Origin of the sequence: Amycolatopsis sp. cmx-8-4 (assembly GCF_046548675.1) — a bacterium.
Lineage (GTDB): Bacteria > Actinomycetota > Actinomycetes > Mycobacteriales > Pseudonocardiaceae > Amycolatopsis.
The window spans coordinates 167,929-190,986 of the sequence record NZ_JAEBDZ010000008.1 but is presented as its reverse complement, the minus strand read 5'-3'; the positions used below and the strand labels follow the sequence as shown (position 1 = coordinate 190,986).

23 protein-coding genes and 1 pseudogene are annotated in these 23,058 nt (G+C 70.9%); 15 read left to right on the top strand and 9 right to left on the bottom strand.

All coding sequences use genetic code 11. The features are described 5' to 3' along the window. Window positions 1-169 precede the first annotated feature (169 nt). From aceA to ACLJQZ_RS19260, 3 genes are all read left to right on the top strand, one after another. On the top strand, window positions 170-1,465 hold the full coding sequence (aceA, locus tag ACLJQZ_RS19270; RefSeq protein WP_410621357.1) for an isocitrate lyase: 1,296 nt from the start codon (window positions 170-172) through the stop codon (window positions 1,463-1,465). 91 nt (window positions 1,466-1,556) lie between these two features. Next, window positions 1,557-3,164 (top strand): malate synthase A, encoded by a 1,608-nt coding sequence (aceB, locus tag ACLJQZ_RS19265; RefSeq protein WP_410621356.1) that lies wholly within the window; start codon window positions 1,557-1,559, stop codon window positions 3,162-3,164. Window positions 3,165-3,335: 171 nt separating this feature from the next. After that, entirely contained in the window at window positions 3,336-4,058 is a 723-nt protein-coding gene (locus tag ACLJQZ_RS19260) for a DUF899 family protein (protein ID WP_410621355.1), read from the top strand. A gap of 119 nt (window positions 4,059-4,177) precedes the next feature. On the opposite strand, the gene ACLJQZ_RS19255 is transcribed toward ACLJQZ_RS19260, so the two are convergent. Beyond that, complete coding sequence (locus ACLJQZ_RS19255) at window positions 4,178-4,711, bottom strand: TetR/AcrR family transcriptional regulator (protein WP_410621354.1); 534 nt, start codon at window positions 4,709-4,711, stop codon at window positions 4,178-4,180. Between the two features lie 90 nt (window positions 4,712-4,801). Here ACLJQZ_RS19255 and ACLJQZ_RS19250 point away from each other — a divergent pair, with 90 nt between their 5' ends. The 3 genes from ACLJQZ_RS19250 to ACLJQZ_RS19240 all read left to right on the top strand — a co-directional run bounded on the left by ACLJQZ_RS19250 (window position 4,802) and on the right by ACLJQZ_RS19240 (window position 6,354). Further along, window positions 4,802-5,260 carry a nuclear transport factor 2 family protein gene (locus ACLJQZ_RS19250; RefSeq protein ID WP_410621353.1) on the top strand — a complete coding sequence of 153 codons (459 nt, stop codon included), beginning with the start codon at window positions 4,802-4,804 and terminating at the stop codon, window positions 5,258-5,260. Window positions 5,261-5,321: 61 nt separating this feature from the next. Beyond that, window positions 5,322-6,101: a class I SAM-dependent methyltransferase gene (locus tag ACLJQZ_RS19245; protein WP_410621352.1), complete on the top strand. Its 780-nt coding sequence runs from the start codon at window positions 5,322-5,324 to the stop codon at window positions 6,099-6,101. A gap of 127 nt (window positions 6,102-6,228) precedes the next feature. Then, a complete protein-coding gene (locus tag ACLJQZ_RS19240) occupies window positions 6,229-6,354 on the top strand; it encodes a hypothetical protein (protein ID WP_256475969.1) in 126 nt (41 codons plus the stop codon). 12 nt (window positions 6,355-6,366) lie between these two features. Here the strand turns inward: ACLJQZ_RS19240 and ACLJQZ_RS19235 are convergent, their stop codons facing one another. Continuing rightward, a complete protein-coding gene (locus tag ACLJQZ_RS19235; protein ID WP_410621351.1) occupies window positions 6,367-7,644 on the bottom strand; it encodes a glycosyltransferase family 4 protein in 1,278 nt (425 codons plus the stop codon). A 110-nt stretch (window positions 7,645-7,754) separates the two neighbouring features. Here ACLJQZ_RS19235 and ACLJQZ_RS19230 point away from each other — a divergent pair, with 110 nt between their 5' ends. Then, window positions 7,755-9,518, top strand: a complete 1,764-nt coding sequence (locus ACLJQZ_RS19230; protein WP_410621350.1) for a glycoside hydrolase family 2 protein — start codon at window positions 7,755-7,757, stop codon at window positions 9,516-9,518. 213 nt (window positions 9,519-9,731) lie between these two features. Here the strand turns inward: ACLJQZ_RS19230 and ACLJQZ_RS19225 are convergent, their stop codons facing one another. Beyond that, the gene (locus ACLJQZ_RS19225) at window positions 9,732-9,920 is read right to left on the bottom strand and encodes a hypothetical protein (protein WP_410621349.1); all 189 of its coding nucleotides are present in this window, start codon (window positions 9,918-9,920) and stop codon (window positions 9,732-9,734) included. Here ACLJQZ_RS19225 and ACLJQZ_RS19220 point away from each other — a divergent pair. Next, window positions 9,897-10,301: a YbiU family protein gene (locus tag ACLJQZ_RS19220; protein WP_410621348.1), complete on the top strand. Its 405-nt coding sequence runs from the start codon at window positions 9,897-9,899 to the stop codon at window positions 10,299-10,301. The genes ACLJQZ_RS19225 and ACLJQZ_RS19220 overlap by 24 nt on opposite strands. Window positions 10,302-10,348: 47 nt before the next feature. Here the strand turns inward: ACLJQZ_RS19220 and ACLJQZ_RS19215 are convergent, their stop codons facing one another. The 4 genes from ACLJQZ_RS19215 to ACLJQZ_RS19200 all read right to left on the bottom strand — a co-directional run bounded on the left by ACLJQZ_RS19215 (window position 10,349) and on the right by ACLJQZ_RS19200 (window position 13,578). Continuing rightward, the gene (locus ACLJQZ_RS19215; RefSeq protein WP_410621347.1) at window positions 10,349-10,576 is read right to left on the bottom strand and encodes a hypothetical protein; all 228 of its coding nucleotides are present in this window, start codon (window positions 10,574-10,576) and stop codon (window positions 10,349-10,351) included. A 214-nt stretch (window positions 10,577-10,790) separates the two neighbouring features. Then, window positions 10,791-11,279 carry a glutathione peroxidase gene (locus ACLJQZ_RS19210; protein ID WP_410621346.1) on the bottom strand — a complete coding sequence of 163 codons (489 nt, stop codon included), beginning with the start codon at window positions 11,277-11,279 and terminating at the stop codon, window positions 10,791-10,793. Window positions 11,280-11,293: 14 nt separating this feature from the next. Beyond that, entirely contained in the window at window positions 11,294-12,808 is a 1,515-nt protein-coding gene (locus ACLJQZ_RS19205; protein WP_410621345.1) for a 1,4-alpha-glucan branching protein domain-containing protein, read from the bottom strand. Further along, window positions 12,805-13,578, bottom strand: coding sequence for a methyltransferase domain-containing protein (locus tag ACLJQZ_RS19200; protein WP_410621344.1), 774 nt, complete (start codon window positions 13,576-13,578; stop codon window positions 12,805-12,807). Before ACLJQZ_RS19200 ends, ACLJQZ_RS19205 begins: the two co-directional genes overlap by 4 nt. Before the next feature lie 52 nt (window positions 13,579-13,630). Here ACLJQZ_RS19200 and ACLJQZ_RS19195 point away from each other — a divergent pair, with 52 nt between their 5' ends. Then, window positions 13,631-14,056: a hypothetical protein gene (locus ACLJQZ_RS19195; RefSeq protein ID WP_326955466.1), complete on the top strand. Its 426-nt coding sequence runs from the start codon at window positions 13,631-13,633 to the stop codon at window positions 14,054-14,056. Here the strand turns inward: ACLJQZ_RS19195 and ACLJQZ_RS19190 are convergent. Next, window positions 14,034-14,879, bottom strand: coding sequence for a DegV family protein (locus tag ACLJQZ_RS19190; RefSeq protein WP_410621343.1), 846 nt, complete (start codon window positions 14,877-14,879; stop codon window positions 14,034-14,036). The genes ACLJQZ_RS19195 and ACLJQZ_RS19190 overlap by 23 nt on opposite strands. A gap of 244 nt (window positions 14,880-15,123) precedes the next feature. Here ACLJQZ_RS19190 and ACLJQZ_RS19185 point away from each other — a divergent pair, with 244 nt between their 5' ends. The 4 genes and pseudogenes from ACLJQZ_RS19185 to ACLJQZ_RS19170 all read left to right on the top strand — a co-directional run. Then, the gene (locus ACLJQZ_RS19185) at window positions 15,124-15,909 is read left to right on the top strand and encodes an electron transfer flavoprotein subunit beta/FixA family protein (protein ID WP_410621342.1); all 786 of its coding nucleotides are present in this window, start codon (window positions 15,124-15,126) and stop codon (window positions 15,907-15,909) included. Window positions 15,910-15,935: 26 nt separating this feature from the next. Then, on the top strand, window positions 15,936-16,895 hold the full coding sequence (locus tag ACLJQZ_RS19180; protein WP_410621341.1) for an electron transfer flavoprotein subunit alpha/FixB family protein: 960 nt from the start codon (window positions 15,936-15,938) through the stop codon (window positions 16,893-16,895). Between the two features lie 158 nt (window positions 16,896-17,053). Then, window positions 17,054-17,833 (top strand): GNAT family N-acetyltransferase, encoded by a 780-nt coding sequence (locus ACLJQZ_RS19175; RefSeq protein WP_410621340.1) that lies wholly within the window; start codon window positions 17,054-17,056, stop codon window positions 17,831-17,833. Then, a pseudogene (locus tag ACLJQZ_RS19170) lies at window positions 17,830-18,711 on the top strand (lysophospholipid acyltransferase family protein); the annotation flags it as partial. The gene ACLJQZ_RS19175 and the pseudogene ACLJQZ_RS19170, both read left to right, overlap by 4 nt. A 553-nt stretch (window positions 18,712-19,264) precedes the next feature. Here ACLJQZ_RS19170 and ACLJQZ_RS19165 read toward each other — a convergent pair. Then, window positions 19,265-20,167 (bottom strand): NADP-dependent oxidoreductase, encoded by a 903-nt coding sequence (locus ACLJQZ_RS19165; protein WP_410621339.1) that lies wholly within the window; start codon window positions 20,165-20,167, stop codon window positions 19,265-19,267. A gap of 157 nt (window positions 20,168-20,324) precedes the next feature. On the opposite strand from ACLJQZ_RS19165, the gene ACLJQZ_RS19160 reads away from it, so the two are divergent. Together ACLJQZ_RS19160 and ACLJQZ_RS19155 are read left to right on the top strand one after the other, a co-directional pair. Further along, window positions 20,325-21,608: a LuxR C-terminal-related transcriptional regulator gene (locus tag ACLJQZ_RS19160; protein WP_410621338.1), complete on the top strand. Its 1,284-nt coding sequence runs from the start codon at window positions 20,325-20,327 to the stop codon at window positions 21,606-21,608. Window positions 21,609-21,653: 45 nt separating this feature from the next. Then, on the top strand, window positions 21,654-23,021 hold the full coding sequence (locus ACLJQZ_RS19155) for an MFS transporter (RefSeq protein WP_410621337.1): 1,368 nt from the start codon (window positions 21,654-21,656) through the stop codon (window positions 23,019-23,021). Window positions 23,022-23,058: the final 37 nt, after the last annotated feature.

Below are 23,058 nucleotides of genomic sequence, written 5' to 3'. Positions count from 1 at the left end.
CGGATTTTCGTGGTTGTTGCGAACCAGTGATTCGCAACCTTTGCAAAGAGCGTACGTACCCTTCGCACAAATTGGCAAATTGGACGACTGGATCGGATTTCCACTGGCGTGCGAGGGTCAGGCCAAGCAAGGCGAGCAATCGCAAACTTCGCAACACCGGGAGAGTCCGATGACCGAACAGGCCAAGCAGGCGGCCGCGGAGCTGACCGCGAAGTGGGCGAATGATCCCCGCTGGGCGGGCGTGCAGCGCTCCTACTCGGCCGAGGACGTCGTCAAGCTGCGCGGCAGCGTCGTCGAAGAGCACACCCTCGCCCGCCGCGGCGCGGAGAAGCTGTGGGACCTCCTGCACACCGAGGACTACATCCACGCGCTGGGCGCGCTCACCGGCAACCAGGCCGTCCAGCAGGTCCGCGCCGGCCTGCAGGCGATCTACCTGTCCGGCTGGCAGGTCGCGGCCGACGCCAACCTGGCCGGCCAGACCTACCCCGACCAGAGCCTCTACCCGGCCAACTCCGTGCCGGCCGTGGTTCGCCGCATCAACAACGCGCTGGGCCGCGCCGACCAGATCAACTGGGCAGAAACATTCAACAAGGGCAATACTGGTGACGACATCGACTGGTACGCCCCCATCGTCGCCGACGCGGAAGCGGGCTTCGGTGGCCCGCTCAACGCGTTCGAGCTGATGAAGGGCATGATCGCGGCCGGCGCCGCGGGTGTGCACTGGGAAGACCAGCTCGCGTCCGAGAAGAAGTGCGGCCACCTCGGCGGCAAGGTGCTGATCCCGACCAAGCAGCACGAGCGCACGCTGAACGCCGCCCGCCTCGCCGCCGACGTCCTCGACGTGCCGACCCTCGTGGTCGCCCGCACCGACGCGCAGGCCGCGACGCTGCTGACCAGCGACGTCGACGAGCGTGACCAGCAGTTCCTCACCGGCGGCCGGACAGCCGAGGGCTTCTACGAGGTCACCAACGGCATCGACCCGTGCATCGAGCGCGGCCTGGCCTACGCCCAGTACGCCGACCTGCTCTGGATGGAGACCTCGAAGCCGGACCTCGAGGTGGCGCGCAAGTACGCCGAGGCGATCAAGGCGAAGTTCCCGGACCAGATGCTGGCCTACAACTGCTCGCCGTCGTTCAACTGGAAGAAGCACCTGGACGACGCCACGATCGCGAAGTTCCAGCGCGAGCTCGGCCACATGGGCTACAAGTTCCAGTTCATCACGCTGGCCGGCTTCCACGCCCTGAACTACTCGATGTTCGACCTGGCGCACGGGTACGCCCGCGAGGGCATGACCGCCTACGTCGACCTGCAGGAGCGCGAGTTCGCGTCGGAGGCCCGTGGTTACACCGCCACGAAGCACCAGCGCGAGGTCGGCACCGGTTTCTTCGACCAGGTCGCGACCGCCCTGAACCCGACCAGCTCCACCACGGCGCTGAAGGGTTCCACGGAGGAAGCCCAGTTCTGACGCACTTCGCGGGCCGGCGGCGACCCCCTGCGCCGCCGGCCCGTGACCCCCACTTCCCTTCCCTGCACAGCTCTGCTCGCGGAGGCACCCCATGGTTGATCGATTGAACTACCGCATCGAGGTCACCGGTCCGGTCGAGGGCCGGTTCGCCGAGATCCTCACCCCGGCGGCACTCGACTTCCTGGCCAAGCTCGACAACACGTTCGCCGGCCGCCGGCGCGAGCTGCTCGACGCCCGCCGCGTGCGCCGCGAGGAGCTGCAGTCGGGGGAGAAGCCGCTCGGCTTCCTGCCCGAGACCCGCCGGGTCCGCGACGACGAGTCGTGGAACGTCGCGCCGACCGCACCGGGCCTGGAAGACCGCCGCGTCGAGATCACCGGCCCGACCGACCGCAAGATGACGGTCAACGCGCTGAACTCCGGCGCGAAGGTCTGGCTGGCGGACTTCGAGGACGCGACGTCGCCAACGTGGCACAACGTGATCGACGGCCAGCTCAACCTCTTCGACGCTATCCGCCGCAACATCGACTTCACCACCGAAGCCGGCAAGCAGTACACGATCGGGGACGACCCGGCCACGATCGTCGCGCGGCCCCGCGGCTGGCACCTGGTGGAGAAGCACATCCGCATCGACGGCCGTCCGGTGTCGGCGAGCCTGGTCGACTTCGGCCTGTTCTTCTTCCACAACGCCCGCCAGCTGGTGGCCCGCGGTGTCGGCCCGTACTTCTACCTGCCGAAGCTCGAAAACCACCACGAAGCGCGGCTGTGGAACGACGTCTTCCTGCTGGCGCAGCGCGAGCTCGGCATCCCGCGCGGCACGATCCGCGCCACGGTGCTGATCGAGACGATCACCGCCGCGTTCGAGATGGACGAGATCCTCTACGAACTGCGCGAGCACGCGGCGGGCCTGAACGCCGGGCGCTGGGACTACATCTTCAGCATGATCAAGAACTTCGCCGCGCACGGCGCCGACTTCGTGCTGCCGGACCGCGCGCAGGTCACCATGACCGTGCCGTTCATGCGGGCCTACACCGAGCTGCTGGTGCGGACCTGCCACAAGCGCGGCGCGCACGCCATCGGCGGCATGGCCGCGTTCATCCCGAGCAAGGACCCCGAGATCACCGCGACCGCGCTGGAGAAGGTCCGTGCGGACAAGGAACGCGAGGCCGGCGACGGTTTCGACGGCTCGTGGGTCGCGCACCCCGGCCTGGTCTCGGTCTGCCGCGAGGTGTTCGACGGCGTGCTCGGCGGCTGGCCGAACCAGCTCGGCAAGCTCCGCGAGGACGTCGACGTCACCGCCGAAGACCTGCTCGACGTCGCGAGCGCCGGCGGCGAGGTCACCGAAGCGGGTGTCCGCGCGAACATCAACGTCGCGCTGCGCTACGTCGACGCGTGGCTGCGCGGCACCGGCGCGGCGGCGATCCACAACCTGATGGAGGACGCGGCCACCGCAGAGATCGCGCGCTGCCAGATCTGGCAGTGGATCCGCAACGGCACGAAGCTCGAGGACGGCACCGCGCTCACCCGCGAGCTGGCGGTCGAGTTCCTGGACGACGAGCTGGCGTCGGTGCGCGCGGAACTCGGCGACGGCAACCGCCTCGGCGACGCGTACCAGATCTTCACGGAGACCGCGCTCAGCGAGAAACTGCCGAGCTTCCTCACCACCGGTGCCTACGCGCGGTACCTCACAGACGCCCGGTAGCAGGGCAGTGCTTGATGCGCTCTCAGCGGTAGAGAGTGCTTCGAGCTCCGGCCGTCCCTTCCTGACGAGGGACGGCCGGCACCACACCCTTCTCGGGACGGTGTGGTCCGGAACTGGTCCGACGGCGGTGGCTCCCCGCCGTCGGACCAGTTTCACGCGTACCTTTCCCGGATGAGCCTGAGCTTCCCGGGCGAGTCGCCCGAGTACCGCGCCGCGCGTGATCGCCTGCTCGAACGGGAAGTCGCGCTGCGTCGCGAACTGGAGGCGGTGGCTGTCCAACGCCGCGACCTGCCACTCGGCGGCCTGGTGCCCGAGGACTATGTCCTCCAGGGCGACAACGGCGAAGTGCGGTTGTCGGACCTGTTCTCGCCGGGCCACGACACCCTGGTCGTCTACCACTACATGTTCCCGCGCGACCCCGACGACGACCGGCCCGGTCCGGCGTCGGGAGAAAGCGCGCAGCTGACGCTGGAGCAGGGCCCGTGCCCGTCCTGCACGGCGTTGCTCGACCAGCTCGACGGCGCCGTGGAGCATTTCTCGCCCCACGCCGGTTTCGCCGTCGTCGCGCGGGCACCGATCGGGCACCTGCGGACGTTCGCCGCCGAGCGCGGCTGGCGCCGGCTGCGGTTGTTCTCGTGCGCGGGCACCACGTTCAGCCGTGACTACCACGGCGAAGCGGCCGACGGCAGCCCGCGCCCGATGCTCAACGTCTTCCGCCGCGACGACGACGGGATCCGGCACTTCTGGGGTTCGGAGCTGCTGTACGAGCCGGCCGAACCGGGCCAGGACCCGCGCCACGTCGGGACGATCGAGCCGGTGTGGAACCTGTTCGACCTCACCCCGCACGGGCGTGGCGCGGATTGGGACGAGCAGCTCAGCTACTGCCACGAGTGAGCGGTGCGAACGGCCCGGTCGTGCCGTTCACGACGTCAATTCACCGCGTACGCCCGGTCTGCCGCGGCGTGTTCCCGTCGTCGACGTCGTTGCCCGAAGCTCGCCGCCCGGCTGACGCCCTACCCGTGAGCGGCCAGGAGGACCTTCGCGGCCGCCCGGGCCGTGCTCGCCTCGCCCGGGTCACCGGTGATCGCGGCGAGCACGGTCGCGCCCTCCACGAGCGAGAACAGCTGGTCGGCGGTGGTGTGGTCGGCAACGAGACCACGCAGGTAGGCGCGCAGTTCGTCCTTGTGCTTGCGGATCGCGGCGGCGATGCCGGGCGCCGGTTCGCCGAACTCGCCGAAGGAGTTGACGAACGCGCAGCCGCGGAAGCCGGGCTCGCGGAACCAGTCGTGCAGCCAGTCGAACACGGCGAGCGGGTCGTCGCCGCGGGCGTGGACGAATTCACGCAACGACCTTCGCCAGCGTTCGTCGCGGCGCAGGAGATATGCCTCGACCAGGTCGTTCTTGGCCGGGAAGCACTGGTAGAGCCGTTTGAGCGAGACGCCGGAGCGCGCGCGGACGGCGTCCATCCCGACCGCCTGCACGCCGTGGGCGTAGAAGAGCTCCTCGGCGGCCTCCAGCAACCGGCCGGTCGCCTCCGTGGGATCCATGTCACCTGCCTCTGGTGTGGAGAATGAGCGTTCTCTACTCTAGCGGCAACCCGGAGAACGGCCGTTCTCCGGGTTCGGAAGGAGCCGTCCATGACCCCGCGCCCGCCGTTCCCGCCGTTCGACGAAGACACCGCCCGCCAGAAGGTCCAGGCCGCCGAGGACGCCTGGAACACCCGCGACCCCGAGCGGGTCTCGCTGGCCTACACCGAGGATTCGGTGTGGCGCAATCGCGACCGGCACGTCGTCGGACGCGCGCGGATCGTCGAGTTCCTGACCGCGAAGTGGGAGCGCGAACTGGACTACGCGCTGCGCAAGGAGCTGTGGGGCTTTCGCGGCAACCGCATCGGCGTCCGCTTCCAGTACGAGTCCCGCACCGCGGCCGGCGAGTGGTTCCGCAGCTACGGCAACGAGCTGTGGGAGTTCAGCGACGAAGGCCTGATGCGCCGTCGCGAGGCGAGCATCAACGACGTCCCGATCGCCGAGACCGACCGCCGCATCTTCGGCCCGCGCCCGGAGTCCGAGCACGGCGTCCTGCTGCCGGTCTTCTAGGCGCTTCCGCCCGCAGCGGAACCACGCTCGCCCGGCCGGTTCCGGCGGCATCCTCGGGGTCATGACGGCACCGGCGTTCGGCGGCGAAGTGAGCGAGTACTACCAGCGGTTCCGCCGCGGCTACCCGCCCGAGGTCGTGGACGCCCTGGTCGGCGCGTGTGGTCTCACGCGGGACGACGTCGTGCTCGACCTCGGCTGCGGCACCGGCCAGCTCACCCGCGCCTTGGCGCCGCACACCGGCGCCGTGCTGGGGATGGACCCGGAACCGGACATGCTGGCCGAGGCCCGCCGGGCGACGGCCGAGCCGAACGTCGGCTGGCTGCTCGGCGCGGACACCGACCTCGGCGCCCTGACGGCGGCTCTCGGCCCCGGCCGGCTGGGCGCGGTGACGGTGGTGCAGGCGTTGCACTGGATGGACCACGAGCGGCTGTTCGCGGCGGCGCGCCCGCTCCTGCGCGCCGGCGGCGGCGTCGTGGTGGTGACCAACGGCGAGCCGCTGTGGCTCCAGGACGCCGCGTGGTCGGCCGCGCTACGACAGGTCCTGTCCGACCACCTCGGCGTCCCCTTACACCGGACGTGCGGCACGGACACGGCGAGCCAAGAGCGCTACCGAGACGCTCTCTCGGCCGCCGGATACGCCGTCGACCTGCGGGTTGTCGACTACTCGGCCACGCTCACCGTCGAGGAGATCGTCGGTGGCGTGTTTTCGGCGATGAGCCCGGAACAGCTGCCGCCCCCGGCGTCCCGGCCCGAGTTCGCCGACCGCGTCCGGCGCGCGGTCGAGCCGCACGGCCCGGTGGTCGAACGCGTCCAGGTCCGGATTCTGACCGGCGTCCACTGACGGGCGAACCGGTCACGGAAGGCGAATGCGTAGCCGCCCGTGGTGTTCTCCCTATTGTTTCGCCGGGAGGGGGCGCGGATGCTCGCTGCGTGGTGCCTGTCGCGCCACTGCTCCCCGAGGAGTCCCGATGACCAGCAAGTTGAGCGCTGTCCTTGTCGCGCTCGTTGCCCTTTTCGCCTGCGCGTCCGTCGCCGCCGCGGCCACGGCCGTGCCCGCGGCCCACACGGACCGCGTCCAGGTCCGCCACTTCTGACCCGGCCGCTACCTACAGTTCCGGGATCCCGGCCGCGACCGGTTCGAACGCGTTGCCGGTGGCGATCTTCGGCCGCGGCAGCTCCACCGGCTCTCCCGCCTTCGTCCGCCGGTAGACCGCGACGGTCGCCTCGGCGATCCGGCCCCAGTCGAAGTCGGCGGCCAGCCGTGCCTGCGCGGCCCGGGCCCGCCGCGCCGCCGCGTCCGCGTCGTTCAGCACCGTCGTCACGGCGTCGGCCAGCGCGCCGACGTCGCCGGGACTGAACGCCAGCCCGGTCTCACCGTGGACGACGACCTCGCCGAGCCCGCCGGCGGTCGACGCCACGAGCGGCGCCTTCGCGGCCGCGGCCTCCAGGGCGACGATCCCGAACGGCTCGTACCGGCTGGGCAGGACCACGGCGTCGGCCGCGGCCAGCGCCGCCCGCAGGTCCCGGTCGGACAGGTGCCCGACGAAGTCGACCGCGCGCCGCACCCGCAGCTTCCGCGACTGCTCGACGAGCTCGTCGAGATGTCGTCCTTTCCCGGCGACGACCACGCGCGTGCCGGGGTGGCGCCGCCGGATGCGGGGGAGTGCGGCCAGCAGGTCCTGGACGCCCTTCTCCCATTCGAGCCGGCCGAAGTAGAGCAACAGGGGCGCGCCCGCCGGGCTGTAGACCTCGCGGGCGTGGGCGATCTCGTCGGCCGGCACCTGCCAGCCGCGCTCCTCGATGCCGTTGTGGATCACCGTGACGTCGCCGGCCTCGATCTCGAAGAGGTGCGCGACCTCGCGGCGCATGGCCTGCGAGCAGGTGATCACGGCGTCGGCGCGGTTGGCCAGCCACCACTCGACCGAGTGAACTTGCTGGTTCAGCGGGTGCGACAGCCAGCCGGAGTGCCGGCCGGCCTCGGTGGCGTGGATCGTGCCGACCAGTGGCACCCGCGCGGCCTCGGCGATCGCGATGGCCGGGTGCGCGACCAGCCAGTCGTGCGCGTGGACGACGTCCGGCTGCCAGCTCCGCAGCAGGTCCTGCGCGGCGCGGACCATGGCGTGCCCCATGGCGAGGGTCCAGGCGACGAGGTCGCGTTCGAAGGTCACGTGCATCGGGTCTTCGGCGACCCGGATGATCCGCACGCCGTCGACGACGCGATCGCTGCGCGGATGCGTCCCGGCGTCGGTCCCGGCGGCGTGCCGGCACAGGACGACGACCTCGTGACCCTGTCCGGCCAGGTGACAGGCGAGCGCGTGCACGTGCCTGGCCAGGCCGCCGATGGCCACTGGCGGGTACTCCCAGGACAGCATCAGCACACGCATGGGCAGAGGTTACTCGCGAGTCGCAAGAGCCCGGCGGCGGTCCACCAGACCCCTTCGCGTGTGACGTCGATCACTGGCTTGTGACTGTGGCTCTGCCATCATCGGCCGGGATGACTTCCCCCGAGGACACCGGCTGGCGCCGGCTCGACCCCGTCCTGCCGACCCCGTGGTCCGGTGATGCCGGCCCGGACAACGCGCTGCCCGAGTACCCGCGACCCCAGCTGACCCGGCCTCGCTGGCTGAACCTCAACGGCGTCTGGGAGTACGCGGGCTGGCCGGCGGCCGCGGCCGAGCCGAGACCGTCCGGCTACGCCGAGCGGATCCTGGTGCCGTTCCCGCCGGAGTCGGCGTTGTCCGGAATCCGACGACGCGACGAAGTCCTCTGGTACCGCCGCCTCGTCGAGATCCCGGACGATTGGCGCGGCGACCGCGTCCTCCTGCACTTCGGCGCCGTCGACCAGAAGGCCCAGGTCTGGGTTAATAACCAGCTCGTCGCGACGCACGAGGGCGGCTACACGGCGTTCAGCGCGGACATCACCGACGTCCTGCGGCCGACGGGCCCGCAGGAGCTGACCGTCCGCGCCGAGGATCGCACCGACATCGAGCCCTTCCCGGTCGGCAAGCAGCGCAACGCCCCTGGCGGAATCTGCTACACGGCGTCGTCGGGCATCTGGCAGACGGTCTGGCTCGAGCCGGTGCCCGCCACCCGCGTCGAACGGCTGGAGCTGACCCCGGACCTCACCGGCGTCACGGTGTTCCCGCAGGTCACCGGCGGCGACGAGGTCGTGGTCGTGCTTTCGGCCACCGACGGCGAGGTAGCGCGCGGTTCGGGCGAAGCCGGGACGTCGGTCCGCGTGGACGTTCCCGAACCACACCTCTGGACACCTGACGACCCCCACCTCTACTCCGTGGACGTCCGGCTGCTCGACCGCCACGGCGCGGTCCTGGACGAGGTCGGCGGCTACGCGGGCCTCCGGACGATCGGCCTGGTCCCCGACGCCGAGAGCCGTCCGCGGATCGCGCTCAACGGCCGGATCACCTTCCTCCACGGCCCGCTCGACCAGGGCTACTGGCCCGACGGCATCTCGACCGCGCCGACCGACGACGCGTTGCGCTTCGACCTCGAAAAGACGAAGGAGCTGGGCTTCAACTTCGTCCGCAAACACGTCAAGGTCGAGCCGGCCCGCTGGTACTTCTGGGCCGACCGGCTCGGCCTGGTCGTGTGGCAGGACATGCCGTCGTTGACGGTGTCGTTCGACGGCCCGCCGGGGCCCGCGCCGGACCCGGTCCCGCAGGCCAGGGATCGGTTCGAAGCAGAACTGATCAAAATGATCACACAGCTGCGAGCGGTCCCGTCGATCGTCGGCTGGGTGCCGTTCAACGAGGGCTGGGGCGAGTACGACACGGCCCGCGTCGCGGAACTGGTCAAAACGCTCGACCCGACCCGCCTGGTGATCGCCAACAGCGGTGTCAACTGCTGCTTCTCGCGCCCTGACACCGGCGCGGGCGACGTCTACGACGACCACACGTACGTCGGCCCGGGCGAGCCGTCGGTCCACGACGCCCGCGCGATAGTCGACGGCGAGTACGGCGGCCTCGGCCTGGTCGTCGACGGTCATCGCTGGCCCGGCCCGCCGAACGCGTACGAGATGACGACGACGCCGGAACGGCTCACCAAGCGCTACGCGGAGGTGAGCTCCCGCTTGGAGCGAGTGATAGCGGAGCGCGGCCTGTCCGGCGCGATCTACACCCAGACGACCGATGTCGAGAACGAGGTCAACGGCCTGCTTACGTACGACCGCCAGGTGACGAAGCTCGACCCGGCGGTAGTCGCGAAGTGCGTCCGCGCGGTGATCGACGCGGGCTCCGACTGATGTCGGCAACGCCCGGACGCGACGTCGCCGCCGGGGCTGTCGTCGGCGTTCGGCAACGCCCTGGTGAGTTGCCCTCGCCCGGCCGCCGTTTGACTTCGGCAACGCTCAGGCGCTGTGCTGCCGGCGGGCGTTGGCCTGACTCTGAGTGACGCCCGGAGGACGTCTCGTCGTCTGCTCTCCGGCAGCCGGCAGCCGGAGGCTGCGCGGCCGTGACTAGCTTTCGGCGACCGCCGCGAGCAGGGCGTCGTGGCCGTGGTCGAGTGCGGACAACAGCGCGCCCCGAAGGGCCGCCGAGTCCGTGACCGTGCCCGCCTCCAGCTGGACCGGCCCCGGCGCGGCCGCCGTGACCCATCGGTGGATTTCGGCGACCAGGCCTGAGTGGCCGCCGGCCGGGCCACTCAACAGGACGACATCGCCGACGACGACCTCTGCGGCGCGGCCAACGGCCAGGCCCTGCCCGTCGGCGACAAGTACCACGACGACCTGCTGCCGGCACTGACGTCGATTCCCGCCGTCGAACCGGGCGACACGGTCTGGTGGCACGGCGACGTCATTCACGCGGTCGCCGACGGCACCAACCCGGACCGCTGGGGAAACGTCATGTACATCCCGGCGAGCCCGCATTGCGCGAAGAACGCCGCGTATGCCGAAAAGTGCGGCCGCGCGTTTCTGGCCGGTACGAGTCCGGGCGATTTCGCGCCGGAAGACTACGAAGTGAACTGGACCGGCCGCGCCACCGTCGGCGACCTCGACGACGTCGGACGCGCTCAGCTCGGCCTGTGAACGTGCCGGGGCGGGAGGCCACCGCCCCGGCACGGCGGAGCCGGGATCTACAGGTGCAACCAGAGTCCCAGGTGCAGACCCAGGATGTTGATGTGCCCGTGGTGGTGATGGTGGTGGTGACCGACACACAGCAGGCAGTCGCGAGCCTGGCCGGCCGCGTCCGGCTGTGCCGCGACCGGCGCGGCCGAAGCTGCGCCCACCGCGGGCCCGGCCAGCAGCAGCCCGAGTGCCACGGGGAATGCTGCCAGCGCTGCCCGGCGTCTGGAGGTGCTCATCGGGTGATCCCTTCTCGCACACGAAGACGCCGGAATGGCGTCGTCAAAAGTATTCGATGCGGGAAGGGGAAAACGGCAGGCTGATCACCCGGGGTTCGACCGTCCGGCTCACGGAAACCGTTTCAGGCGCGTTTCCGTGATACCCGAACGGCCGCTGAAACCCGTCGATCCGGTGAATTCCGGTGACGCCGGGGGAGCGCGCCCCGGGCCGCCGTCACGCGGGCAGGGCCGCCTCGATGGCCTTGACGACCGCCTCGTCCTCGGGCTCGGTGCGCGGCCGGAACCGCGCCAAGACCTCGCCGTCGGCGCTGACGAGGAACTTCTCGAAGTTCCACTGGACGTCGCCGGACGCGCCCTCGGCGTCGTCGGCCTTCGTCAGTTCCGAGTACAGCGGGTGCCGGTCGTCGCCGTTGACGTCGATCTTCTCGAACAGCGGGAAGGTGACGCCGTAGGTCGTGGAGCAGAACGTCTGGATCTCGTCCGCGCTGCCCGGTTCCTGCCCGGCGAACTGGTTGCACGGAAAACCGACCACGGAGAAGCCCTGGGCGCCGAAGCGCTCCTGCAGCCGCTCCAGGCCGGAGTACTGCGGGGTCAGGCCGCACTTCGACGCGACGTTGACCACCAGCAGCGCCTTGCCGGCCAGCGAACCCAGCGAGCTGTCCTGCCCGTCGAGCGTCTTGACCGGAATTTCGTGGATCCCCATCCGATGAGTCCCTTTCACTTGTGCTTCAAAGCCCGGGCGTCGAGGTGCCCGAACGGTCCGTCGTCGGCGCGGTAGGCCGCGGCCAGCTCCTCGCCTCGCGCGCGGTCGCCGCGGCGCACCGCCCCGGCCAGCGCGTCGAAGCGTTCGGTGTGCACGGCCGCCCGGCGCCGCGCGTAGTCGGCGGCGGAGTCCTTGGTGACCATGAACGCCCAGTCGCTCTGCAGCGCCAGCATCGCCTCGGCGACGGCCTGGTCGGCGACGGTGTCCCGGGCCGTGGTGGCCAAACCGGCCACGAGCTCCAGCAGCCGTTCCTGCAGCGCCGTGTTGGCCTCGACCATGTCCTTGACCTGCTCGCCGTCCCAGACGCGCCAGTCCTTGCCCGACCCCCACGACGACGCGGGCAGGTCGATCGGCGGGCCGACGTGCCCGGCTTCGAGCGCGCCCTTGAGCGTCGTCACCCGCACCCCGGCCTCGGGCAGCGCGCGCAGCACGCCCTCCAGCCAGGCCGGTCCCTCGTGCCACCAGTGCCCGAACAGCTCCGTGTCGTACGCGGCGACCACGAGCGACTCACGCCCGTGGTGCGCCTTCAGCGACCGCAGCCGCGTCACCACGGTGTCGACGAAGTCCTTGACGTGCAGGCCCAGGACGTCCGCGGCGAGCGACGGGTCGTACGGCGCCTTGTCGGCCGGCTCGACGGTCTTGCCGGTGACGCGCGATGCCTTGAGCCCGACCTCGTGCGCCCAGGTGTGGAAGTCGCGGTACGCGGCGTGCCCGGGGTAGCCGGCCTTCGGCGACCAGACGCGGTAGGTGACCTCGAGGTCGCGCCCGAAGGCGAGGACGTCGCTGTCGCCGACCGGCCGCGCGGCCCAGGTCTCGCCGCGCAGCGACGGCCCGTCGACCATGAACCGCCGCACGCCCGCGGCGGCGTAGTCGTTTTCCAGACCAGGCGCGTAGCCGCACTCCGGCGCCCAGATCCCCGCGGGCCGCGAGCCGATCCGCAACGCCGTGTCGGCGAGCCCCGCGTTCAGCGCGAACTCCCGCACCCGCGGCTCCAGCAGCGGCTGGAACGGGTGGGCCAGCGGCCCGCCGAGCACCTCGATGGTCGAGTTGTCGACCAGCGATCGCAGGATCGGGGAGAAGCCGTGCCGCCAGCGCGTCCCGAGTTCGTCGGCCGCGCGGACGGCGGTCCGGTGCTCGGCTGCCGCGAGCTCGCGCAGGATCGGGTCGCCGCGCCAGAGCGTCGACGCGTGCTGGGCGCGCAGCTGCCAGTGGCCGAGCCAGTCGTGGCAGGCGCGGATGCTGTACGGGTCGTCGAGCTGCGCGGCGAGCACCGGCGTCATGCCGAGCGTCAGCACGTCACGGCGGCCTTCGGCGGCGAAGCGTTCGAGCAGGTCGACCATCGGCAGGTACGAGTGCGCCCACGCCTGGTACAGCCATTCCTCGCCGACCGGCCAGGTCCCGTGGTGCGGCAGCCACGGCAGGTGGCTGTGCAGGACGAGGCAGAACGTGCCCTCGAAGTCGTTCGTCATCGGCGCACCGCCACGGCGATCAGGTCCAGGCTCGCGTCGAGGTCGTCGCCGTGGATGTCGAACCCCGTGGCCTCGATCGCGGCGACGTCGGCGAGCAGCGCCGCCGGCCAGACGGCCTGCCCGGGCAGCTCGCCCATGACGACGTCGAGCTGCGCGTCGATGATCGAACCGCCGTACCGCTCGTCGAGCGCGCGGACGGCTTCGCCGTGGTGCAGGCCGTGCAGTGCCACGACGTCGAAACCGGCGTCGGTCAGCAGCCCGGCCAGCTCGGCCGGCGCCAGCTCGCGGGTGTGGTACGGATTCAGCGGCGTGTCGCTGTCCGGGGTGAAAGTCAGCCGGTTCGGTGTCGTGACCAGCAGTTTTCCTCCTGGCGACAACACCCGCCGGCACTCCGCGAGGAAGCCGCCCTGGTCCCAGAGGTGCTCGATGACCTGGAAGTTGGCCACGACGTCCACCGAGGCGTCCCGCAGCGGCAGGTACGCCAGGTTCGCCCGCGCGACGGCGACCTCGGGGTAGCGGCGGGCGACGTGTTCGGTGGTCGGCACGTCGTAATCCAGTGCGAGCACCCGGCGGGCCGTGGTCGCGAGAAGACCGGCGCCGTAGCCCTCGCCGCAGCCGGCTTCGAGCACCGTCGCGTCCACGCAGTGGGGGAGCAGAGCGAGGTACGCGGCTTCGTGGCGCCTGAACCAATAATTCTCGACGGCGATGCCGGGCACGGTCCGTTCGCCGGTCAGGTGCAGCGCCTCGGCCCGGGTGGCTGGGGTGGTCACCTCCGCGACCCTAGCGGTGTCACGTCCGGCACGGCCGTCTCGTTCCGTGGTCATGCAACGGACCATCACCCGCGTACTCCTCGTGTTCTTCGGCGTCGTCGAAGCCGTGACCGGAATCTGGCCACTGGTCACCCCGAGTGGCTTCTACCAGGACTTTCCCGGCTTCCGCACGGGCTGGGTCTCGATGGACGGGCCCTTCAACGAGCACCTCCTGCGCGACTTCGGCGGCCTCAACCTGGCTCTCGCGGCCCTGCTGATCGGGGCCGCCGTGATCGGCACCACAGCCGTGGCGCGGCTGGCCGCCGTCGCGACGGTGCTGTTCGGCCTGCCGCACTTCCTCTACCACCTCGGCCACGTGTCGCATTTCGAGCAACTCGACCAGGTGCTCATCGTCGTGACGACCGGGCTCGGTGTCGTGGTGCCGATCGTGCTGCTGCTGATCCCCGGGCGCCGGGTCAGTCCACCGGCGACACGGTGATGCCGAGCGCGCCCGGGCCGAGGTGCGCGCCGATGACCGCGCTCGCCTCGACGACCATGCTCTCGGTCATCCCGGACACGCGGCGCTCGATCTGCCGGCCGATCTCGAGCTCGTGGTCGCTGGCGCCGAACCGCGTCACGGCGATGTCGACGCGGAAGCCACCGGACTTCCGCACGGCGAGGTCGACCATCTTGGCCAGCGCCCGCCGCGTGCCGGGGACGCGGGCGAGCGGCGCGACTTCGCCGTCCTTGACCGTGAGCAGCGGCTTGATGGAGAACGCGGTGCCGAGCGTCGCCTGCGCGGCGCCGATCCGCCCGCCGCGGCGCAAGTATTCGAGCGTGTCGACGTAGATGAACTCGGTGCCCGTGAAGCACCGGCGTTCGGCGGCTTCGATGACGCGGGCTGCGTCCCCGCCGTTGGCGGCCGCCCGGGCCGCGGCGATCGCGGCGAAGCCGAGGCTCATCCCGGTGGTGCGGCTGTCGAGGACGTGCACCGGGATGCGGACCTGCTGGGCGGCCTCCCGGGCCGCGCGGACGGTGTCGGACATCCGGCCGGAGAGGTGGACGCTGACGATCGCGGTGGCGCCGGAGGCGGCGGCCTCCTGGTAGGTCCAGAAGAACGCCCCCGGGTCCGGGGGCGAGGTGGTGATCATCTGGCCGGCTCTCATGGTGTCGATGACCTTGCCGCGGTCGAAGCGGTTTTCGTCGTCGAAGTGGCTTCCCATGTTGAGCTGGATCTGCACGACGCCGATGGCCCAGCGGGCGGCGACGAGGTCGGGAAGGCACGAACTGGAGTCGGTGATGACGGCGATGCGCGCTGGCATGGTGCCGGAGGTTAACCCCTAACGGCCTACTGGGAGTAGGCCGTAGTTGGTCCGATCGGACGAACGGCGGTTCAGGTGGGGTAACCGGTCGACTACCGGGACGATGGTCCCACTAGTTTGCGCATCCAGGTGAATGGCGTCACCTCGGCGGGTCCTGGCGGCGGAATGGCCCTAATCTACCGGCCAGTAGAGCACTGACCCGTGGCGCGCCCGCGGGCCACAACCGGGAGGTCGAAGAAGACCCATGACCAACATCGTCGTCCTGGTCAAGCAGGTACCGGACACCTACTCGGAGCGAAAGCTCAGCGGGGCCGACCACACCCTTGACCGCGAATCCGCCGACGCCGTTCTCGACGAGATCAACGAGAAGGCCGTCGAAGAAGCCCTGAAGATCAAGGAAGCCGGCGAGGGCGAGGTCACCGTGCTCTCGGTGGGCCCCGACCGCGCGACCGACGCGATCCGCAAGGCGCTGTCCATGGGCGCCGACAAGGCCATCCACGTCTCCGACGAGGCCCTGCACGGCTCCGACGCCATCGCCACCGCGAAGGTCATCGCCGCCGCGATCGCCAAGGTCGAGAGCTACGACCTGATCATCGCCGGCAACGAGTCCTCCGACGGCCGCGGCGGCGCCGTCCCGGCGATCCTCGCCGAGCTGCTCGGCCTGCCGCAGGTCACCTACGCGCGTGAGGTCACCGTCGAGGGCACCACCATCAAGGCCGTCCGCGAGACCGAGGACGGCCTCACCCACCTCGAGGCGACCCTGCCCGCGGTGGTCAGCGTCGGCGAGAAGATCAACGAGCCGCGCTACCCGTCCTTCAAGGGCATCATGGCCGCCAAGAAGAAGCCGGTCGAGACCTTCACCATCGCCGACCTGGGTGTCGACGCGGGCGAGGTCGGCCTGGCCAACGCCTGGTCCACCGTGACCGAGGCCTCGCCGAAGCCGCCGCGCACCGCCGGCGAGAAGACCGAGGACGAGGGTGACGGCGGCACCAAGGTCGCCGAGTACCTGGTCGGCCAGAAGCTCATCTGACAACGGTTCGAGGAGGAAGTAGAACAATGGCTGAAGTACTCGTCCTCGTCGACCACGTCGACGGTGAGGTCAAGAAGGTCACGCTGGAGCTGCTGACCGCGGCCCGCGCGCTCGGTGAGCCGTCGGCCGTCGTCGTCGGCCCGACCGGCACCGCCGCCAAGGCCAAGGAGTCGCTGGCCGCGCACGGCGCTGCCAAGATCTATGTCGCCGAAGGCGACGACGCCGCGAACTACCTGGTCACGCCCAAGGTGGACGTGCTCGCCGCGCTGGCGCAGCAGGCCTCCCCGGCCGCCGTGCTCGTCACCGCCAGCGGTGAGGGCAAGGAGGTGGCCGCGCGCCTGGCCGTCCGGCTCGGCTCCGGCCTGATCTACGACGCCGTCGGCGTCAACGGCGACGGCGTGATCGACCAGTCGATCTTCGGTGGCGCGTTCTCGGTGAAGTCCAAGTCGTCGAAGGGCGTCCCGGTCGTCTCCATCCGCCCGGGTGCGGTCGAGGCCGAGACCGCCGAGGGCGCGGCGGCCGAAGAGACCGTCGAGATCCCCGCAACCGACGCGGCGAAGGCCACCAAGATCACCGGCGTCGAGCCGGTGACCGGCGGTGACCGTCCGGAGCTGACCGAGGCCTCGATCGTGGTCTCCGGCGGTCGTGGTGTCGGCTCGGCGGAGAAGTTCGACGTCGTCGAGAAGCTGGCCGACTCGCTCGGCGCGGCCGTCGGCGCGTCCCGGGCCGCCGTCGACTCCGGCTACTACCCGGCGCAGTTCCAGGTGGGCCAGACCGGCAAGACGGTGTCGCCGCAGCTGTACATCGCGCTCGGCATCTCCGGCGCGATCCAGCACCGCGCCGGCATGCAGACGTCGAAGACGATCATCGCCGTCAACAAGGACCCGGAGGCGCCGATCTTCGAGATCGCCGACTTCGGCATCGTCGGCGACCTGTTCAACGTCGCGCCGCAGCTGACCGAAGCGGTCGCGAAGCGCAAGGGCTGATCTGCTGTCCCGAAGGGCCTTCCGGGTGCTCCCGGAAGGCCCTTCGCGCGTCTCCGGGACCTGAGAGAAGCCTGAGAACCCGCAATTAACTGAACGTGCACTAATCGGTCATCGGATGGCACTCTCCGCGGATTCCCACTCCCGGGTACACCTTGACCATGACGACGTCACAGCTCCTCGTCAGCACTGATCAGGCGGGTTCCGCGCTTCCGGCGGACGCCCCTCGGTACTCCCTCCTCGTCGCCCACGCGAACGACGAAGTGGTCGCGGCGCAGCGCCTGCGTCACCAGGTTTTCGCCGAAGAGATGGGCGCGCTGCTGCATTCCCCGCGTCCCGGCCTCGACGTCGACGAGTTCGACGAGTTCTGCGACCACCTCGTCGTCCGGGACGACAACACGGGCGACATCGTCGGCTGCTACCGGATGCTGCCGCCGGACCGCGCCGTCCAGGCCGGGAAGCTCTACGCCGACAGCGAGTTCGACCTGAGCGCGCTCGACGCACGGCGGCCCTCCCTGGTCGAAACCGGCCGTTCGTGCGTGCACCCCGACCACCGCAGCGGCGCCGTCGTCAGCCTGGTCTGGGCCGGGATCGCCCGCTACATGCTGCTGTCGGGCCACCGCTACCTCGCCGGCTGCGCGTCCGTCCCGTTGGTGGACGGCTCGTTCGCCGCGGGCGTCTGGGACGTCCTGCGCACCAAGCACTACTCGGACGAGGCGACGCGCGTCTCGCCGCTGATCCCGTGGGACACGTCCGCGATCGAGCGCCCGGCACGGGCGACGCTGCCGCCGCTGATCAAGGGCTACATCCGGCTCGGGGCCAAGGTCTGCGGTCCGCCGGCGCTCGACGTGGACTTCGGCGTCGCGGACTTCTTCGTCCTGCTCGACCTGCAGAACGTCGACGAGCGCTACCTGAAGTTCTTCCTCGGAGCCCAGGCATGAGCCACGCCTGGATGCCGACGTCGCCGTGCGGCGACGGCTGCCTCACCGAGGGCGACCCGGTGGTCGCCCTCCCGCGCCGGGTGCTGCGGTTCGCCTCGGCGATCGTGGTCGTCTTCGCGGCGATGCTGGCGTCACCGCTGCTCCTGGTCGCCCGCGGCCGAGAGCGCCTGGTCCGCCTGATCTTCCAGGGCGTGCTGCGCGCTTTCGGCGTCCGCCTCGACATCCGGGGCGGCGACGACTTCCGTACCGCGCCCGCCGGCCGTGGCGCGCTGGTGGTCAACAACCACATCTCCTGGCTGGACATCGTCGCGATCAACGCGCTGCGGCCGATGCGCGCGCTGGCCAAGAAGGAGATCGCGGGCTGGCCGGTGCTCGGCGGACTCGTCCGTCGCGGCGGCAGCATCTTCCTCGACCGCGAGCGGCTGAAGACGCTGCCCGCCACGATGTCCGAACTGGCCGGCGCGCTGCGCTCGGGCTCGCTCGTGAGCGTCACCCCCGAAGGCACGACGTGGTGTGGCCTGGCGTCCGGTCGTTTCACGACCGCGACGTTCCAGGCGGCCATCGACGGCGGTGTCCCGGTCCGCCCGGTCGCCCTGCGCTACCGCCTGGCCGACGGCCGCGAGACCAGCCACCCGGCGTTCATCGGGCCGGAGTCGCTGATCGCGTCCCTGCGCCGGGTTGCGGCACTGCGAGGCCTGGTGCTCGAGGTCCACATCTGCCCGGAGATCGCGCCGGGCCGCGCGGAAACCCGCCGCGAGCTGGCCGCACTAGCCGAGGCGGCCGTCCATTCCGCACTGGGAACGGTGAAGATCCCGGCTCAGCAGCGCCGGCGGACACCGCGTCCGCAGGTCGTGCCGATCCTGGCCGTCGCGGCGGAGGTCTCGGCGTCCGAAGTGACGACGTTCCGGGCTGTGGCCATGACGTCCGAGTCGGCGGCTTGCCGGGTTGGGGCCACGCCGTCCGAACTGGTGGCTTCCCGGGCTGTGGCCATGACGTGCGAGCCGGTGGCTCGCGGGGTTGTGGCCGCGCCGTCCGAACTGGTGGCTTCCGGGGTTGTGGCCGCGCCGTCCGAGTCGGTGGCTCGCGGGGTTGTGGCTACGCCGTCCGAGCCGCCGGCTCGCCGGGGGGCGGCCACGTCGTCGGATCAGCGGCTCCCCGAGGTGTGACCACACCGCCTGACGTGGTGCTTCCCCGCGCCGGGGCCATCCAGACTGTGCCGACCCAGGTCGTGGCCGACCAGGCCAGGCCTTCCCTGGCTTCGCCTCCCGCGAAGTGATCCGGGCCTGTCGCCGCGATCCGGCGACAGACCCGGATCGGCTCGCGAACGGGCCTGTCGCCGATTGCCGGCAACAGGCCCGTTCCGCGTATTGCCGAAGGCCGGCGGCAGGCCTGCTCCGCGTTGCCGATCGTCGGCGACAGGCCCGTCCGTGATCAGCCGACGGTGAGCGTCAGCTTCCCGCCGGGGTGTCCGCCTTCGCTCTCCGTCTGGGCGGCGGCCGCTTCGGCGAGCGGGTAGCTCTTGCCGTGCGCGATGGTCACCCCGCGGTCGGTTACCCAACCGGCGATCCCCTCCAGGACCTCACGCGACTGCTCACCGCCGCTGGAGAACGTCAGCCCCAGCTCGAACGCCGCGGCGTCGGCGATCGTGATGATCCGGTCCTGCGAGCCCCGCAGCTCGACCGAGCCCGGCAGGACGCCGTGCCCGGACGTGTCGAAAACGGCGTCGACCGAGCCCGGCGCGGCCTCGCGGACCCGCTCCAGCCAGCCGTCGCCGTAAAGGACCGGGATGACGCCGAGGGACTTCAGGTCGTCGAGGCTCCGGCTGCCGCCGGTGCCGATGACGGTCAGCCCCTTCGCGACGGCGACCTGCGCCGCGAACCGGCCCACCGTGCCGCTGGCGCCGTGGATGAGCAGCGTCTCGCCTTCGCGGATCTCGAGCAGGTTCAGGACGCGAAGGGACGTCTCACCGGCGACGGGCAGCGCCGCGGCATCGGCCCACGAGAGTCCCGCGGGCTTCGGCGCAAGCGTTTTCCCCAGGGCGTATTCGGCGTAGGCGCCGGTCTCGGACCAGCCGAAGACCTCGTCGCCCACTGAGAGACCGGCGCCCTCCCCGACGGCGTCGACGACCCCGGCGACCTCGAGCCCAGGGGTGTGAGGGAAGGCGGTCGGGAAGTTCTGCGCCATTCCGCCGCCGCGGATCTTCCAGTCGATCGGGTTGATCCCGGCGGCCCGCACGGCCAGCCGCACCTGCCCGGGACCGGGCTCCGGCACCGGAACCTCGGACAGCTTCAGGACGTCCGGCCCGCCGTACTCGGCGAAGGTGATAGCTCGCATGGTGTCGTCTGCGCTCCTCGATTCGGGACCTTCGATGCTCGAATGTCCTCGCCTCCGAGTCAACTCGCCCGGCGGGCGCGCCGAACCGCTCGGACGAGCAGTGTTCACTAGCCGGACGAGCAGGCCGCCGACGCGCGAGCACGCCTACGTTGGAGCCATGGACGCTTCCTGGTCGGATCCGCGACACGTGCTCGACGTCGTCGAACGGCTGTTGTCGGCGCCGCGCCCCCGGCTGCTGACCCAGTTCTCGATCGAGCTGGGGAAGCTGGTCCCGCACCGCGCCGCGGCGATGCAGACGGGCGACTGCCCGCGCAGCCCGCTCAAGGTCGTCGGCGACCCGGCGATCGCCCAGGCGGTGACGAGCGTCGAGCTGCAGCGGCTGGTCGACCGCAGCGAGCCGGGCACGGCCCTGGTCGTCGACGGCGTCCTGGGCGGCGTCGAACGCCGTCTCGTCCTGCTCGCGTCGTCGCCACCGGTCGGGAAGGGCGCGGTGCTCGCCGTGGTGCCCTCGTCGCCGGAGCCACCGGCCGCCGAGCTGGAGCTGGCCGCCCGGCTGTGGCACATCCTCAGCACGGACGCCGGCCAGCGCGCGACCGACCCGGGTCCGGAGGTCCTGGCCAGCAACCTCGCCGCCGCCACCGCGCGGGCCCAGGCGATCACCGACCTCGGCCAGACCCACGCGACAGCCCTGTCGACCCTCCTAGCGGTGCTCAGGTCCAGCCGCCTCCCCGACGCCGCCGCCCGCCGGACGGCAGTCGACCTCGCCGCCGACGCCCTGCTCGAGCTCAAGGGTGTCGTCGACCGCGACCAAGCCCTGTCCGCCGAACCGGCGGGCGCGGCGTTCGCCGTGCTCAAGAACCAGCTGGCCGACCTGGTAAGGCACACGGACGTCGAAGTCGACCTGGTCAGCCCGGTCGGCGAGGGCTCGCTCGCGCAGGACATCGCCCACACGGCCCGGACGTTGACCCGCGGCCTGGTGCTCACCGCCCTGGACCGCCCGGCGACCACGCGCCTACGGGCGTCCTGGCGCCTGGACGGCTCGGTCGTCCGCATCACGGTCCGCGACGACAGCCCCGACGTCGCCGCGGCTGTCCCGGCGGGCGGCCTGACGGAACGGCTCACCACCCTGGGCGGCCACTGGGAGGTCGACGCCGTTCCGGGCTGGGGGACGACGGTCACCGCCGTCCTGCCCCTCGGCGTCGCCGAACCGCCCGAACTGCGTCCGCTCGACCGGCTCAACCCACGCGAGATCGAGGTCTTGTCGGGAATCTCCCAGGGCCTGCGCAACCGGCAGATCGCCGAGCAGCTGCAGCTCAGCGAGCACACGGTGAAGTTCCATGTCCGCAACATCCTCGACAAGCTGGACGTGAGCTCCCGTGGCGCGGCCGCCGCCCTGGCACGCGACCTGCGCCTGGAGCCGGCGACGCGCCACACCGCCTGAAACCGGCTTGACCTCCAGCGCGCTGGAGGTTGCACGCTGCTGATCATGACCTCGGCCATCGACCTCGTGCCCGTCCGCCGCAGTGTGCTCTGGAGCGCGGAACACCGGCTGACGACGATCGCGCTGCTGCTCGTGGTCACCTTGGTCGCCTTCGAGAACATGGGCGTCGCGACGGCGATGCCGACCCTGGTCGCCGACCTGCACGGCCTGTCGCTGTACTCGTGGCCGTTCACGATCTTCCTGATCTCCAGCGTCGTTGCCACAGTCCTGTCGGGCCGCATCGGCGACCGCCGCGGCCCAGCGCCGGCCCTGCTCGCAGGCCCGGCATTGTTCGCCGCCGGCCTGCTCGTCGCGGGAACGGCGACAGGCATGCCGACACTCCTGCTCGGCCGCGCTTTGCAGGGCTTCGGCTCGGGACTGCTCCTGGTCTCGGTCTCGCTCCTGATCGCGTTGACGTTCACCGACCACGAACGCCCGGTGATCTACGCCGCGAACGCCGCCGCCTGGGTCTTGCCTGCGGTCATCGGCCCGTCTGTAGCCGGCGTCCTGACAGTCAGCGTCGGCTGGCGCTGGGTCTTCCTCGGCCTGGTTCCGCTCGTGATCGTGGGCGTGGCCATGTTGCTGGTGGTCGTCCGCCGCCTGCCCGCGCACGTCCCCGCCACCGGCGGCCCCCGCGCAGGCGTGGTCCAGGCGATCATCGCCGCGTCGGGCATCGCCGCACTGACCTGGGCCGCACAGCACCAGTCACTCCTCGCACTCGGCTATGGCACGGCCGGGCTGATTGCCCTCGGCTACGCCCTCCGAAAATTGCTCCCGGTGGGGACACTGACCTCCCGCCGAGGCCTCCCCACAGTCGTCGCCTCCCGGGCATTGATCGCAGGCGCGTATGCCGGAATGGAGGCCTACCTACCTCTGACGATGAGCGCAGTCCACGGTTACAGCCCGGCCCTAGCCGGCCTGCCTTTGACGATCACGGCACTGGGGTGGTCCGCAGCATCTGCCGCCCAGGGCCGTTACCTCAACTGGTCGAGGGAAGCATCCCTGCGCACCGGATTCTGGCTCGTGGCGGCCGGCCTGGTCTGCTTCCTCCTGGTCTCGCAGCCCTGGTGCCCAGGTTGGACGGCGTTCGTGGCCTGCGCGGTCGGCGGCGCGGGAATGGGGATAGCGATGCCTGCGATCTCGGTCCTCCTGCTTCGCTACTCGCCCGAGGGTGAACGCGGGTTCAACACCTCGGCGATGCAGCTCGCAGACTGGGTCGGCTCGGCACTGCTCATCGGTCTGGGTGGCGTCTTGCTCGGTGTTGTGGGCTCCGTTCTCGACCCGTCGCCCGCGATGGCCCTGCTCACAGTCGCCTTGATAGCGCTCGCCCTCTTGGGCGTGCGGCTGACCAGACGTTGGCCGTCGAAGGTGTGACAGGCCACTTCGAGGGTCAGGGTGCGCTTCGTCACGC